This window comes from Stenotrophomonas sp. YJH_SMC_119 (assembly GCF_059368315.1).
In genome coordinates this window covers 20,820-35,458 of record NZ_JCAFRP010000014.1, presented here as the reverse complement: position 1 = coordinate 35,458, position 14,639 = coordinate 20,820, and the positions used below count along the sequence as shown (strand labels likewise).

At 68.6% G+C, this 14,639-nt stretch carries 15 protein-coding genes; all 15 read left to right on the top strand.

From position 1 onward, the window contains the following. Nucleotides 1–4 precede the first annotated feature (4 nt). From AC5P6S_RS17695 to AC5P6S_RS17625, 15 genes are read left to right on the top strand one after another with little or no spacing between them, the layout of a single operon-like run. Nucleotides 5–262, top strand: coding sequence for an acyl carrier protein (locus AC5P6S_RS17695; RefSeq protein WP_005411609.1), 258 nt, complete (start codon nucleotides 5–7; stop codon nucleotides 260–262). A 22-nt stretch (nucleotides 263–284) separates the two neighbouring features. After that, complete coding sequence (locus AC5P6S_RS17690) at nucleotides 285–836, top strand: COG4648 family protein (RefSeq protein WP_005414874.1); 552 nt, start codon at nucleotides 285–287, stop codon at nucleotides 834–836. Next, on the top strand, nucleotides 829–2,514 hold the full coding sequence (locus tag AC5P6S_RS17685) for an ApeI family dehydratase (RefSeq protein ID WP_005414873.1): 1,686 nt from the start codon (nucleotides 829–831) through the stop codon (nucleotides 2,512–2,514). Before AC5P6S_RS17690 ends, AC5P6S_RS17685 begins: the two co-directional genes overlap by 8 nt. Further along, on the top strand, nucleotides 2,504–3,274 hold the full coding sequence (locus tag AC5P6S_RS17680; protein ID WP_012481600.1) for a glycosyltransferase family 2 protein: 771 nt from the start codon (nucleotides 2,504–2,506) through the stop codon (nucleotides 3,272–3,274). Before AC5P6S_RS17685 ends, AC5P6S_RS17680 begins: the two co-directional genes overlap by 11 nt. Nucleotide 3,275: 1 nt before the next feature. Then, nucleotides 3,276–4,217, top strand: a complete 942-nt coding sequence (locus tag AC5P6S_RS17675) for a lysophospholipid acyltransferase family protein (RefSeq protein ID WP_005411605.1) — start codon at nucleotides 3,276–3,278, stop codon at nucleotides 4,215–4,217. Continuing rightward, entirely contained in the window at nucleotides 4,207–5,757 is a 1,551-nt protein-coding gene (locus AC5P6S_RS17670; RefSeq protein ID WP_005411604.1) for an HAL/PAL/TAL family ammonia-lyase, read from the top strand. The genes AC5P6S_RS17675 and AC5P6S_RS17670 overlap by 11 nt, the downstream gene beginning before the upstream one ends. Continuing rightward, nucleotides 5,744–6,175, top strand: a complete 432-nt coding sequence (locus AC5P6S_RS17665; RefSeq protein ID WP_005411603.1) for an acyl-CoA thioesterase — start codon at nucleotides 5,744–5,746, stop codon at nucleotides 6,173–6,175. Before AC5P6S_RS17670 ends, AC5P6S_RS17665 begins: the two co-directional genes overlap by 14 nt. Continuing rightward, nucleotides 6,172–6,801, top strand: a complete 630-nt coding sequence (locus AC5P6S_RS17660; protein WP_049459617.1) for an outer membrane lipoprotein carrier protein LolA — start codon at nucleotides 6,172–6,174, stop codon at nucleotides 6,799–6,801. The genes AC5P6S_RS17665 and AC5P6S_RS17660 overlap by 4 nt, the downstream gene beginning before the upstream one ends. After that, nucleotides 6,773–9,148 (top strand): MMPL family transporter, encoded by a 2,376-nt coding sequence (locus AC5P6S_RS17655; RefSeq protein WP_495204691.1) that lies wholly within the window; start codon nucleotides 6,773–6,775, stop codon nucleotides 9,146–9,148. The genes AC5P6S_RS17660 and AC5P6S_RS17655 overlap by 29 nt, the downstream gene beginning before the upstream one ends. Before the next feature lie 52 nt (nucleotides 9,149–9,200). Beyond that, nucleotides 9,201–10,451, top strand: a complete 1,251-nt coding sequence (locus AC5P6S_RS17650) for an NAD(P)/FAD-dependent oxidoreductase (RefSeq protein WP_049459615.1) — start codon at nucleotides 9,201–9,203, stop codon at nucleotides 10,449–10,451. Then, nucleotides 10,439–10,996: a DUF3261 domain-containing protein gene (locus tag AC5P6S_RS17645; RefSeq protein WP_005411599.1), complete on the top strand. Its 558-nt coding sequence runs from the start codon at nucleotides 10,439–10,441 to the stop codon at nucleotides 10,994–10,996. Before AC5P6S_RS17650 ends, AC5P6S_RS17645 begins: the two co-directional genes overlap by 13 nt. Continuing rightward, entirely contained in the window at nucleotides 10,993–12,177 is a 1,185-nt protein-coding gene (locus AC5P6S_RS17640; RefSeq protein ID WP_005411598.1) for a beta-ketoacyl-[acyl-carrier-protein] synthase family protein, read from the top strand. Before AC5P6S_RS17645 ends, AC5P6S_RS17640 begins: the two co-directional genes overlap by 4 nt. Beyond that, entirely contained in the window at nucleotides 12,174–12,629 is a 456-nt protein-coding gene (locus tag AC5P6S_RS17635; RefSeq protein ID WP_242874956.1) for a hotdog family protein, read from the top strand. Before AC5P6S_RS17640 ends, AC5P6S_RS17635 begins: the two co-directional genes overlap by 4 nt. After that, the gene (locus AC5P6S_RS17630) at nucleotides 12,626–13,357 is read left to right on the top strand and encodes a 3-ketoacyl-ACP reductase FabG2 (RefSeq protein WP_012481595.1); all 732 of its coding nucleotides are present in this window, start codon (nucleotides 12,626–12,628) and stop codon (nucleotides 13,355–13,357) included. Before AC5P6S_RS17635 ends, AC5P6S_RS17630 begins: the two co-directional genes overlap by 4 nt. Next, nucleotides 13,357–14,595 (top strand): beta-ketoacyl-ACP synthase, encoded by a 1,239-nt coding sequence (locus tag AC5P6S_RS17625; RefSeq protein ID WP_012481594.1) that lies wholly within the window; start codon nucleotides 13,357–13,359, stop codon nucleotides 14,593–14,595. The genes AC5P6S_RS17630 and AC5P6S_RS17625 overlap by 1 nt, the downstream gene beginning before the upstream one ends. Nucleotides 14,596–14,639 lie beyond the last annotated feature (44 nt).

The following is a 14,639-nucleotide window of genomic DNA, read 5'->3' as shown; positions in this document are numbered from 1 at the left end:
TGCCATGACCAAGAATGAACTGTTCGAACGCATCGTCAGCATCCTGACCGACAGCTTCGAGATCGAAACCGCCCGGATCACCCCCGAGGCACGCCTGTACGACGACCTGGATATCGACAGCATCGATGCGGTCGACCTGATCGTGCAGCTCAAGCCGCTGCTGGGCCGCAATCTGCAGCCGGAAGCGTTCAAGGCCGTGCGCACCGTGCAGGACATCGTCGATGTCGTGCATGGGTTGCTGCCGGACCAGGCAGCCGCCTGACCGCAGCGCCGGCGGCTCCGCCATGGCACGCGCACGCACGGTCGTGGTGGCTGCGATCTCGCTGGCCTACCCGGTGCTGGTGTACCTGGCGATGGGCCGTTTCGAGCCACGCTGGCTGTCGCTGCTGCTGTTCACCCTCGCCCTGCTGCGTGCGCTGAGTACGCGCCAGCCGCTGTGGTGGGCCGCCGCCGCGGGAACCGGCCTGCTGGCCGTGTTGGCCACCGTGCTGAACCAGGCCCTGCCGCTGAAGCTGTATCCGGCGCTGGTCAACATGGTGATGCTGGCGGTGTTCGGCACCAGCCTGCGCTTCGGCCCGCCGCTGGTGGAACGCCTGGCGCGGTTGCAGGAGCCGGACCTGCCGGCGTTCGCGGTGGCCTATACCCGCCGCGTCACCCAGGTGTGGTGTGGCTTCTTCGTTCTCAACGGCAGCCTGGCCCTGCTGACCGCGCTTTACGCGTCGGACCGGGTCTGGATGCTCTACAACGGATTGTTGGCGTACGTGATGATGGGCGTGTTGTTTGCAGGTGAGTGGCTGGTGCGGCGTCGGGTCAAGGCAGCGCACGCGCATGGCTGAGTGGATTGCCCTGGACCGGCTGCTGGTGGACCCGCAGCCGCAGCGCAGCATCGGCGTGTGCGATGGCGAGGTGATCGACCATGCCCGCTTCCGCCAGCGGGTGCTGGCCTGGCGTGCGGCCTTTGCTGCTGCCGATGGCCGTGACTGGGCCCTGTACTTCGATGATGCGGTGGCCTTCGCTGCTGCGCTGTTCGGCGCCTGGCATGCCGGCAAGCGGGTGTTTCTGGCTGCCGACAACCTGCCGGCCACGCTGCAGGCGCTGCAGCCACAGGTGAGCGGTTTCGCCGGCGATGTTTCCGCCGACTACCGAGCGCTGGTTGCCCCCACCGTTGGCGTGGACGGCGAACTGCAGGTGCTGGACGAGCGCGCCTGCGAGCTGTGCGTGTTCACCTCCGGCAGCACGGGCCAGCCCAGTGCGATCAACAAGCGCATGGACCAGCTGGCGCGCGAGGTGGATGCGCTGCAGGCTGCGTTCGGCGCGCAGCTGGAAGGCGTGCAGGTGCATGGCACGGTGTCCCACCAGCACATCTACGGCCTGCTGTTCCGGGTGCTGTGGCCGCTGGCCGCCGGCCGCCTGATCCATCCGCGCCGGTTCTTCCACGAAGACCTGGTGGGCGCGCTGGCCGGTACCGACACGGTGCTGGTGGCGACGCCAGCCCACCTCAAGCGCCTGCCCGAGCAGCTCGACTGGGCCAGCCTGCACGGCCGCCTGCGCGCGGTGTTCTCCTCCGGTGGCCCGCTGCCCGAAGAAGCCGCACGCCAGGTACGGCAATGGCTGGGCGTGGCACCGACCGAGGTTTACGGCAGCAGCGAAACCGGTGGTATCGCCTGGCGCCGCTGGGATACCGACCTGCCGCCGTGGCAGCCGTTGCCGGGCGTGCAGTGGCGCATCGAGGATGGCTGCCTGGCCGTCGCCTCGGCGCATCTGGAAACCCTCGACTGGTGGCGCACCCAGGACCGCGTGGAAGCGTTGGCCGATGGCCGCTTCCGCCTGCTGGGCCGCGCCGACCGCATCGTCAAGATCGAGGAGCGCCGCGTTTCGCTGGATGCGCTGGAACGCGCGCTGCGCGAAGACACCGAAGTGGACGATGTGAGAGTACTGGTCCTGCCAGGACAGCGTGAGCAGCTGGCAGCGGTGGTGGTACCGGCCAGCCTGGCGCTGCTGGAGGGCGGTGACGCCGCGCGCCGCGCGCTGGGCCAGCGCCTTGGCGCGCGCCTGGCACAGGCGCATGACGCGGTCACCCGGCCGCGCCGCTGGCGCCTGGTGAAGGCGCTGCCGATCAATGCACAGGGCAAGGTCACCCAGGCGGCACTGGCGGCGCTGTTCCAGCCGCTCATGCCGGTGCCGGTCTGGGATCACCGCGATGCTGCCAGCGCTACGTTGCGCATGACCCTCGACCCGGCGCTGCGGCCGTTCCAGGGCCACTTCCCGCAGGCGGCGATCCTGCCCGGCGTGGCGCAGCTGGACTGGGCCGTGCGTTTTGGCCGCCAGGCGTTCAGCATGCCGGCCGGATTCCTGCGCATGGATGCGGTGAAGTTCCAGCACGTGGCCCGCCCGGGCGATGAGCTGACCCTGCAGCTGGACTGGGATGCCGCGCGCAATGTGCTGGCCTTCCGCTACACCTCCAGCCACGGTGTGCATGCCAGCGGCAAGGTGGTTTTCGCCGATGCGGACTGACCCGGCCGTTGCCGGTGCCGCGTTCGCGCCACTGGTGGTGATTCCCGTCTATGACCACGAGCACGCCATCGCGGCGGTGGTCGACGGCGTGCAGGCCGCCGGGCTGCCGTGCCTGCTGGTCGACGATGGCTCGCATGAAGCGTGCGCGACGGTGCTGCGTTCGCTGGCACAGCGCCAGGGCGTCGACCTGCTGCGCCTGGACATCAACCAGGGCAAGGGTGGGGCGATGCTGGCCGGCTTTGCCGAGGCCGCTGCGCGTGGCTACAGCCACGTGCTGCAGATCGATGCCGACGGCCAGCACGATACCGCCGACCTGCCGCGTTTCGTCGAGGCGGCGCGTACGCACCCGGGTGCGGTGATCTGCGGCATTCCGGCCTACGACGCCAGTGTTCCCAAGGCGCGCCTGTATGGCCGCTACGCGACCCACATCTGGGTCTGGATCAACACGCTGTCGCTGCACCTGCGCGACACCATGTGCGGCTTCCGCGTGTATCCGCTGCCGCCGGTGCTGCGCCTGATCGGTGAAGAGACCATCGGCCGCCGCATGGATTTCGATACCGAGGTGATGGTGCGCCTGTACTGGCGACAGCTGCCGGTCGAGCACCTGGCCACGCGCGTGACCTATCCCGCCGATGGCGTGTCGCACTTCGATGTGTGGCGTGACAACGTGCGCATCAGCCGCATGCATACCCGCCTGTTCTTCGGCATGCTCTGGCGCGCGCCGCGCCTGCTGTGGCGCCGCCTGCGGGGGCAGCGCTGAGATGGCGGCCGCGCAGGGCGCTCCGCACTGGGCCGACATCGGCGAATCGACGTCGGTGGCCGGCGTGTTGTTCCTGTGCTGGGTGCACCGCTGGTTCGGGCGCTGGCCGTTCCGACTGTGCGTGTGGCCGGTGGTGGCCTGCCACTGGTTGAGCAACCGCGTCGGCCGCCAGGCCTCCATGCAATACCTGCAGCGCCTGCAGGCACACAGCGGTGTGCTGGGCCGTGCGCCGACCCGGCGCGACAGCCTGCGCCACTTCTTCGCCTTCGCCGACACGATGCTGGACAAGATCCTCGGCCTGGGCGGGCGCTATCCGGCCGAACGCATCCACCTGCATCGCGACCTGGTGCTGGAGAAGATCGCGCGCCGCGAAGGCGGGCTGATCCTGACCGCGCACATCGGCTGCCTGGAACTGTGCCAGGTGCTGGCCGAACAGGTGCCGGGGTTCCGCATCACCGTGCTGGTGCACACCGCGCATGCGCAGCGCTTCAACCGCCTGCTGCAACGGCTGGACCCGCTGGCGGCGGTGGAACTGGTGCAGGTAACCGAAATGGGCCCGGCCACGGCAGTGATGCTGGCCGAGCGCGTCGCGGCGGGGGGCTTCGTCGCCATCGTCGGCGACCGCACGCCGGTGCAGGGCGGACGCAGCGTCACCGCCGATTTCCTTGGCCACCGCGCCCCGTTCCCGATCGGCGCCTATGTGCTCGCCGCCGCACTGGGCTGCCCGGTCTACACCATGGCCTGCCTGCACCAGGGCGAGGGCTACCGCGTGGCATTCGAACAGTTCGCCGAACGCATCGTGCTGCCGCGCGGCTCACGCGATGCGGCACTGGCCGAACAGGCACAGCGCTTCGCGCGTTGGCTGGAACTCCAGGTCATCCAGTCCCCGTTGGACTGGTTCAATTTCTTCCCCTTCTGGGATCAGGCTCCGCATGACGACTGACGCCGTACCCGCATGCCGCTTTGGCGATGCACCGTTGACCATCGAAGACGTGGTTGCCCTGGCCCAGCGCCAGTGCGAGGCCGCACTGAGCGACGCGCCGGCGTTCCGCGCGCACATCCAGCGCGGTGCCGACTTCCTCGACCGCCTGCTGCGCGAGGACGGCGTGATCTACGGTGTGACCACCGGCTATGGCGATTCGTGCACGGTGAACATCCCACCGGCGCTGGTGGCTGAACTGCCGCACCACCTGTACACCTACCATGGCTGCGGCCTGGGCCGTTACCTGGACCCGGTCGAGACCCGTGCGGTGCTGGCGGCGCGCCTGGCCTCTCTGGTGCGCGGCATGTCCGGTGTAAGCCTGCCGCTGCTGGAAGGCCTGGCCACGCTGCTGCAGCACGACGTGCTGCCGATGATTCCGGCCGAAGGCTCGGTCGGTGCCAGCGGTGACCTGACGCCGCTGTCCTACGTGGCGGCGGTGCTGTGCGGCGAGCGCGAGGTGCTGCACGACGGCCGCGTGCAGCCGGCGGCGGACGTGCTGGCGAAGATCGGCATGACCCCGCTGAAGCTGCGGCCGAAGGAAGGCCTGGCGATCATGAACGGCACCGCGGTGATGACCGGCCTGGCCTGCCTGGCCTGGCAGCGCGCCGACTACCTGGCACGCATGGCTACGCGCCTGACCGCGTTCAACGTGCTGGCCAGCGACGGCAACGCGCACCACTTCGACGAAACCCTGTTCGCAGCCAAGCCGCACCCGGGCCAGGGCCGCATCGCCGCGCGCCTGCGCAGCGACCTGCACAGCGAGCGCCCGCCGCGCAACGAACAGCGCCTGCAGGATCGCTACTCGCTGCGCTGCGCACCGCATGTGATCGGCGTGCTGGAGGACAGCCTGCCGTTCCTGCGCCAGCTGATCGAGACCGAACTGAACAGCGCCAATGACAACCCGCTGATCGACGCCGACGGCGAGCGCATCCTGCATGGCGGCCACTTCTACGGGGGCCACATCGCGCTGGCGATGGACACCCTGAAGAACACCGTGGCCAACGTTGCCGATCTGCTCGACCGGCAGCTGGCGCTGGTGGTGGACGCCCGTTACAACCATGGCCTGCCGGCCAACCTGTCGGCGGCCACCGGTCCGCGCGCGGCCATCAACCATGGCCTGAAGGCACTGCAGATCAGCGTGTCGGCCTGGACTGCCGAAGCGCTGAAGCAGACCATGCCGGCCAGCGTGTTCTCGCGTTCCACCGAATGCCACAACCAGGACAAGGTCAGCATGGGCACCATCGCCGCGCGCGACTGCCTGCGGGTGATCGAGCTGACCGAACAGGTGGTGGCGGCAATGCTGATCGCCGCGCGCCAGGGCCTGGCCCTGCGTGAACGGGTTGGCCTGAATGCGCAGCTGCATGGCAGTCTGGCCGACATGTACGCCGACCTGGGGCAACGCATCGCCCTGGTCGAGGAAGACCGCGCGCTGGATCGCGAACTGCGGGAACTGCTGGTGGAGATCCGCGCGCAACGTTGGGAGCTGTATGCCGGTGAATGAGGCCATTGAACGGGTTGGCGAGATTGCGTTGACCCCCGCCTTCCATGACTGCGATCCGATGAACGTGGTCTGGCATGGCAACTACTTCAAGTACTTCGAGATCGCGCGCTGCGCGCTGCTCGGTCGCTACGACTACGACTACCCGCAGATGCTCGAATCGGGCTACCTGTGGCCGGTGGTCGACGCGCGGGTGAAGTACGTGCGCCCGCTGCTGTTCAACCAGGCGCTGCGCGTGGTCGCGCGCATCGTGGAATGGGAGAACCGGCTGAAGATCGAGTACGAAATCCTCGATGCGGAAAGCGGCCAGGTGCTGACCCGGGCGATGACCATCCAGGTCGCGGTGGACGCGGCCAGCAAGGAAATGCTGTACCAGTGCCCGCCGGTACTGTGGGAACGCCTGGGAGTGCCTGCGCCATGAACCGAGCGAACCGTTTCGCGCGTGCGCTGCTGTGCGCGCTGCTGCTGGTGGCCGCACCACTGGTGCAGGCGGCCGACCCCGCCATCGATGCGATTACCCAGGCGGTGGCGCGGCCGGATGTGCTGCGTGGCCAGTTCAGCCAGGAAAAGCAGGTGAGTGGCTTCATGAACCCGCTGCGCTCGCAGGGCCGGTTCGTGGTCGCGCGCCAGCGCGGCGTGATCTGGACCACGCTCAAGCCGTTCCCCTCGGAAGTAGTGGTCACCGCCGATCGCATCCTCAGCCGGCAGCGTGATGGCAGCACCCGCGTCGAACTGGACGCGCGGCAGCAGCCGGCGATGCGTTCGGTGAATGCGATCATGTTCGCGTTGATGAGTGGCGACGTGCAGGCACTGTCCAGCCAGTTCAACGTGGCGGCCAGCCGTGAAGGGCAGGGCTGGCGGCTGCGCCTGACGCCGAAGTCGGCGATGCTGGCCAAGGCCTTCGAATCGCTGACCCTGCAGGGCGACCGCTACGTGCGCCAGGTCGAGATCGTCGAGGCCAACAAGGACCGCACGCAGATCCAGTTCAGCGCGTTGAGCGAGGCGCCGGCCACGCTCAATGCCGACGAGGCCCGCCGCTTTGAGTGAGGCCGTGGCATCGAACGCACCGGACCGGTTGCGGCGCTGGTGGCACTGGCTGGGCATTGCCTGGCTGCTGGTGCTGCTGGCGCTGGGCGCACAGCAGTGGCAGCTGTGGAGCCAGCAATCGCGGATCGACACCGACATCCTCGCCCTGCTGCCGCAGGATGCGCACGACCGCCTGTTGAGCGACGTCACCCGGCGCATTGCCGATGGCAATTCGCGGCAGGTCGTGGTGCTGCTCGGCAGCAAGGACAGCGCGGCTGCCAAGCGCGCGCAGGCGGCCTTTGCGGCGGCCATGGCCAAGGATGCCGACCACGCCTTGCTGGTACCCAGCGGCTCGATCGAAGGCTGGTTTGACGAGGCGCGCGCGTTCTACGCGCCGTACCGCGACCGCCTGCTGACACCGGCCCAGCGCGAGCAGTTGCAGGGCAGCGAACCGGGCGTGTTGGCCGAGCAGGCGCTGGCTGCGCTGTATGGCCCGATGGGTGCGCCGCGATTGACTGAATGGCGCCAGGATCCGTTGTCGCTGTGGCCGCAGTGGTGGCAGCAGCAGGCGCAGGGTTCGGGCCTGCGGTTGGGCGATGACGGCCTGCTTGAAGCCGAGGGCAGGCATTGGGCCGTGCTGCAGTTCGATACGCCCGGCTCGGCGTTCCAGCTGGATGGCGAGCGCCACCTCGATGGCCTGCTGGAACGTGCCGGGCAGGCCGCCACGGCGGCGGCGCCTGAGCTTGAAATCCTGCATGCCGGCGTGCCGCTGCATGCCGAGGCCGCCGCGGTGCAGGCCAACCAGGAGATCAACACCATCGGTTGGGGGTCGCTGGCGGCGGTGCTGCTGCTGGTGTGGCTGGCATTCCGCTCGCTGCGCCCGATCCTGCTGGTGGCCGCCTCGCTGCTGATCGGCTGTGGCGTGGCGCTGGCGGTGACCGTGCTGGTGTTCGGCAAGGTGCACGTGCTGACCCTGGTGTTTGGTGCGTCGCTGGTGGGCGTGGCCGAGGATTACGGCATTCACTGGTTCGCCTCGCGCCAGGCCGAACCGGCCGATCGTCGCTGGAAACTGCTGCGGCATCTGCTGCCCGGCCTGTGGCTGGCCCTGCTGACCAGTGCGCTGGCCTACCTGGCATTGGGCCTGGCCCCGTTCCCCGGCCTGCGCCAGATGGCACTGTTCTCGGTGGTGGGCCTGGCCGCAGCTTTCCTCACGGTGATCTTCTGGTTCCCGTGGCTCGACGGTGGCGAGATCCGCCAGACCCGCTTCTCGCAGTGGCTGGGCAATACGCTGGAGCGTTTCCCGCGGCTGCATGGCCGCCGCGCGGTGACGGTCTTCGTGGTGGTCGCGCTGGCACTGTCTGCCATCGGCATCGTGCGCCTGCAGAGCAACGACGACCTGCGCAGCCTGCAGTCCTCGCCGCCGGCGTTGATGGCGCAGCAGATCCGCCTGAGCCAGTTGCTGGGCATGCCCAGCCCGGCACAGTTCTACCTGGTGCAGGGCGCCGATGCGGCGCAGCTGCTGCAGCGCGAGGAAGCACTGACCGAGCGCCTGCGTGTATTGGCCACCGACAAGCGCATTGGTGGCTATCGCGCGATCAGCGATTGGCTGCCGTCGCCGGCGCGCCAGCAGGCCGATGCTGCGCTGACCGCGAAGGTGGAACCCGGCGTGCTGTCGGCCGTGTCCGAGGCGGTGGGCGAGCCGCTGCAGCGGCCGCAGTTCGCCGCCGCGCCGCTCACCGCCGAAGCCTTCCTGGCCTCGCCGGCCTCGCAGCCGTTCCGCCACCTGTGGGTGGGTGAAGTCGGTGGGCAGATGATCAGCGTGGTGATGGTCGATGACCTGTCGCGCGCCGATGCCCTGGCCACGCTGGAGGGTGCCGCCGAAGGCCTGCCCGGCGTTCGCTGGGTAGACCGCACCTCCGATTTCTCCAAGCTGCTGGGCCACTACCGCAAGCTGATGGGCGGGCTGCTGCTGGTCGGCATCGCACTGGTGTTCGGTGCGCTGTGGCTGCGCTACCGCCGCCAGGCCTGGCGCGTATTTGCCCCCACCCTGATTGCCGGCGCACTGACCCTGGGCCTGCTGGGCCTGTTCGGCCAGCCGCTGCAGCTGTTCAACGTGCTGGCGCTGATGCTGCTGCTGGGCATGGGCATCGACTACGGCATCTTCCTGATCGAACACCGTGGCGATGCCAGCGCATGGCTGGCGGTCTGCGTGGGTGCGGCCAGCACCTGGCTGTCGTTCGGCCTGCTGGGCCTGTCGCAGACCCCGGCGCTGCGCGCGTTCGGCCTGACCCTGCTGTTCGGCATCGGCCTGGTCTGGCTGATCTCGCCACTGTTCCGGCCGCCACCGCATGACCTGCCGCCGGCCTGAGTCCGCCTTCCGCTTTTCGTCTTTCCCCTGATCGAGCAACAAGGACGCCCCGATGAGTACTGCTGTGGATGCTGTCGAACGCACTGAAATCCTGATCATCGGCGCAGGCCCGGCCGGCTCCGTGGCCGCGGCGATGCTGCGCCAGCAGGGCCGACAGGTGCTGATGCTGGAGCGCCAGCAGTTCCCGCGCTTCTCCATCGGCGAAAGCCTGCTGCCGCAGAGCATGGAGTACATCGAAGCAGCCGGGCTGCTGCAGGATGTGGTCGAGGCCGGCTTCCAGTACAAGAACGGCGCGGCCTTCGTGCACGGTGAAGCGCGTACTGCCTTCGACTTCCGGAAGAAGTTCTCGCCGGGCTGGGGTACCACCTACCAGGTGCAGCGCGCCGACTTCGACAACGTGTTGGCACGCGGCGCCGAGCGCATGGGAACCACGCTGCGTTTCGGTGATGAAGTGCTGTCGGTCGAACCCGGTGAACAGCCTGCGGTGAGCGTGCGCCGCCCGGATGGCAGCGAATACCGCATCGAGGCCGATTTCATCCTCGACGCATCGGGCTTCGCGCGCCTGCTGCCGCGCCTGCTTCAGCTCGAATCGCCGTCCAATTTCCCGGTGCGCGGCGCGATCTTCTGCCACGTGCGCGACAACATTCCGGCCGAAGCCGACTTCGACCGCAACAAGATCCTGATCACCACCCATCCCGAACACATCGACGTCTGGTACTGGACGATTCCATTCTCCAACGGCTGCTGCTCGCTGGGCGTGGTCGCCGAGCCGTCGTTCTTCGAGCGCTACGATGGCGACGACCTGCAGAAGCTGCAGGCCATCGTCGGCGAGGACCCCAACCTGACCCGCCTGCTGGCCAATGCCGAATGGGCGGTGCTGCCGGTGCGCCGCATCACGGGTTACTCGGCCAATGTCAGCTCGCTGTGGGGCCCCGGCTACGCGTTGCTGGGCAACGCCGGCGAGTTCCTCGACCCGGTGTTCTCGTCCGGTGTGACCATTGCCTTCAAGTCCGCGCAGCTGGCCAGCGAGTGCCTCAAGCGCCGTTATGCCGGCCAAACCGTCGACTGGGAAGCTGAATTCTCGATCCCGCTGCGCGCCGGAGTGAAGACCTTCCGCCGCTTCGTGGAAAGCTGGTACCAGGGCGGCTTCCAGAAGATCATCTACCACCCGCAGCAGCAACCCGAAGTGCGCGACATGATCAGCTCCATCCTGGCCGGTTACGCCTGGGACACCAAGAATCCGTATGTGGCCGATGAAAGTGGTCGCCGCATGCGCGTGCTGGAGGAATTGTGCAGCGCCTGATCTTCCGTACTGCGGCCCTGCTGCTGTGCCTGCTGCTGGCCGCCTGTGCCGGGCGCATGCCCAAGCCCCAGGTGGAGCTGCCGCCACTGCGGCTGTCGCCGGCCAGCCTGCCGGCGCCGCTGGCCCTGCAGCAGCAGCTGCATTTCCGCTTCGGCAGCCATGAGCGCGACCTCGACGCGCTGCTGGAAGCCGACGCGCAGCAGGTGCAGCTGGCGGTGCAGGCGATGGGCCAGACCGGCGTGCGCCTGCAGTGGGACGGCCAGCAGCTGACCCAGCAGCGCGCGCCGTGGCTGCCGCCGCAGGTACGTGCCGAGCGTGTGCTGGATGACCTGCAGTTCGCGCTGTGGCCGACCGCGGCCATCGCCGCCGCGCTGCCGTCCGACTGGCAGGTCAGCGACGACGGCCAGCAGCGCAGCCTGTCGCGCGATGGCACGGTGTGGCTGCAACTGCAGCGCCTGGACGATGGCAGCGTGCAGCTGGACAACCGTGCCGAAGGCTATGCGCTGCGCATCGAATCGATCGACATGGCCGGACAGGACCGATGAGTGCACCGATCTACCTGAACGACCTGGGCGTGGTCTGCGCGCTCGGCGATGGCCGCGCCGCTGTCGCGTCGGCGATGTTCGCCGACGTGCCGGGCGGGCTCAGTGACAACGACAGCCTGTTGCCGGGGCGCACCCTGGCGCTGGGAGAAGTACGCACGCCACTGCCGGCGCTGGAGGAACTGCCGGTGGCCCTGCGCGGCCGCAACAACGCCCTGCTGGACGTGGCACTGGCGCAGATCGCTCCGGCGGTGGCCGCCGCGATCACCCGCCATGGCGCCGAGCGCGTGGCGGTGGTGCTGGGCACCAGCACCTCGGGCATTGGTGAGTCCGAGCAGGCCCTGCGCACCCACGCCGAACAGGGCCAGTGGCCGCAGGGCTTCGATTACGCCCAGCAGGAAATGGGTACTGCCGCGCAGTTCGTGCGCCAGCGCAGCGGCGCTCAAGGGCCCGCGTGGACCCTGTCCACCGCCTGTTCGTCCAGTGCCAAGGCGCTGATGTCGGCTGCACGCATGCTGCGAGCCGGTATCGTCGACGCCGTGATCGCAGGCGGCGCGGACTCGCTGTGCCGCTTCACCGTGGCCGGTTTCAGCGCGCTGGAATCGGTGTCGGCCCTGCGCTGCAATCCGTTCTCGCAGCACCGCGCCGGTATCAACATCGGCGAGGGCGCCGCGCTGTTCCTGCTCACCCGCGAGCCGGGCCCGGTGTGCCTGGCCGGGTGGGGCGAATCGGCCGACGCCCACCACATGTCCGCGCCGGACCCGCAGGGCCTGGGTGCCATCGATGCACTGCAGCAGGCGCTGCAGCGCGCCGGCTGGGCGGCCGATGAAGTGGACTACGTGAACCTGCATGGCACCGCCACCGGGCACAACGATGCGATGGAAAGCCTGGCGGTTTCGCAGGTGCTGGGCAACGGCATTCGGGCCAGTTCGACCAAGCCCCTGACCGGCCATACGCTGGGTGCGTCAGGCGCGATCGAAGCTGCATTGTGCTGGATCGTGCTGGCCGAGAACCCGCAGCAGCAGCTGCCACCGCACTGGTGGGACGGCGTGGCAGACCCCGCGCTGCCGGCACTGCCGCTGGTCGCACCAGCCACCCGCCTGGCGCAGGCACCGCGGCGGGTGCTGAGCAATTCGTTCGCCTTCGGCGGCAGCAATGCCGTGCTGGCGCTGGAGCGTCGATGAAGATGCTGTATGCAATTGAAGAGGTGGTACCGCACCGCCAGGACATGTGCCTGCTGGAGCGCATCACGCACTGGGACCAGGACACCATCGAGGCGGAACTGGTGGTGCCCGAGGCCGGCCTGTTCGTGGAAAACCACGAAGTACCGGCCTGGGTGGGCATCGAATACATGGCACAGGCCATCGCGGCCTGGGCCGGCTGCCGTGCGCGTGCAGCCGGCAAGCCGCCGCAGCTGGGCTTCCTGCTCGGCAGCCGCCGCTACAACAGCGCGCGCTGCAGCTTCCCCAGCGGCTCGCGGCTGCGCGTACAGGCGCGCTGCGAGCTGTTGGGTGACAATGGATTGGGGATGTTCGCCTGCCGCATCCTGGCGGGCGAGGACGAATGGGCGACAGCCAACGTGTCGGTGTTCGAACCGGCCGATGCGATGGCCTATCTGGAGAGTGGACACGCATGACAGGGAATCGAAGCGTGCTGGTGACCGGCGCCAGCCGGGGCATCGGCCGGGCCATCGCGCTGCGCATCGCGCGCGATGGCTTCGACGTGGTGGTGCATTGCCGCAGCCGCCTGGATGAGGCACAGGCCGTGGTGGCCGAGATCCACGCGTTGGGCCAGCAGGCCCGCGTACTGATGTTCGACGTGGCCGACCGCGAGGCCGCACGCGCCGCGCTGGAGGCCGATGTCGAAGCGCACGGCGCGTACTACGGCGTGGTCTGCAATGCCGGCATCGCCCGCGACGGCGCCTTCCCGGCGCTCTCTTCGGAAGACTGGGACCAGGTCATCCACACCAACCTGGATGGCTTCTACAACGTGCTGCATCCGCTGATCATGCCGATGGTGCGGCGGCGCAAGCCGGGCCGCATCGTCACCCTGTCGTCGGTGTCCGGACTGGCCGGCAACCGCGGGCAGGTCAATTACAGTGCCGCCAAGGCCGGCATCATCGGTGCCACCAAGGCCCTGGCGCTGGAACTGGCCAGCCGCCAGATCACCGTCAACTGCGTGGCCCCGGGCCTGATCGAGACCGAAATGCTCAACGATGAAGTGATCGAACACGCGCTCAAGCTGATTCCCGCCGGCCGCGTCGGCCGTCCCGACGAAGTGGCGGCCACGGTGGCGTTCCTGCTGTCCGAACCGGCCGGCTACATCACCCGCCAGGTGATCTCGGTGAACGGGGGCATGCTCTGATGGCCACCGATCGTCGCGTCGTGGTGACCGGTGCGTCCGCGATCAGTCCGCTCGGCCATGACTGGCCGACCATCGAGGCGCATCTGCGCAGCTGCCGCAACGCGGTGCGCGCGATGCCCGAGTGGGATGTCTATGCCGGGCTGAACACCAAGCTGGCTGCGCCGGCGCAGGACTTCGCGCTGCCGCCGAGCTACAACCGCAAGACCACCCGCTCCATGGGCAAGGTCGCGATCATGTCGGTGCGTGCCACCGAAGTGGCGCTGCGCGAAGCCGGCCTGCACGAGCACCCGGTGCTGCGCAGCGGTCGCACCGGCGTGGCCTATGGTTCCTCGTCGGGCAGCCACGAAGCCACCGGCGAGTTCGGGCGCATGCTCAACGAGTTCACCACCGAAGGCATCAGCGCCACCACCTACCTGAAGATGATGAGCCATACCGCGCCGGTCAACATCGGCGTGTTCTTCGGCCTGTCCGGGCGTGTCTACACCACCTCCAGCGCCTGCACCTCGGGCAGCCAGGGCGTGGGCGCGGCCTATGAAGCGATCCGCAGCGGCAAGCAGACGGTGATGGTCGCCGGTGGTGCCGAGCAGCTCGACGCTACCGCTGCGGCGGTGTTCGACACCCTGTTCGCCACCAGCGTGCGCAACGACGCGCCGCAGACCACGCCGCGCCCGTTCGATGCCGGCCGCGATGGCCTGGTGCTGGGCGAGGGTGCCTGCACGCTGATCCTGGAAGACCTGGAGCACGCGCAGGCGCGCGGTGCCACCATCCTTGCCGAGGTGGTCGGCTACGGCACCAACAGCGACGGCCAGCACGTCACCCAGCCCAGCGCCGACACCATGGCCCAGGCCATGCGCCTGGCGCTGGAGGATGCGGGCCTGGAGGCGGCGCAGATCGACTACGTCAACGCCCACGGCACCGCCACCGATCACGGCGACATCGCCGAGACCCAGGCCACCGCGCAGGTGTTCGGCAGCCGCGTACCGATCAGCTCGCTGAAGAGCTACGTCGGCCACATGCTCGGTGCCTGCGGTGCGTTCGAGGCCTGGCTGAGCATCGAGATGATGCGTGCCGGCTGGTTCGCCCCCACGCTGAACCTGGCCGAGGTTGACCCGCGCTGCGGCCAGCTCGACTTCATCACCGGGCAGGGCCGCGAATTGCAGGCCGAGTACGTGATGAGCAACAACTTCGCCTTCGGCGGCATCAACACCTCGCTGGTGTTCCGCCGCTGGAGCGAATGATCCACCGTCCCATCCCGCCTTTTTCCTCAACCCACCCGCACCCC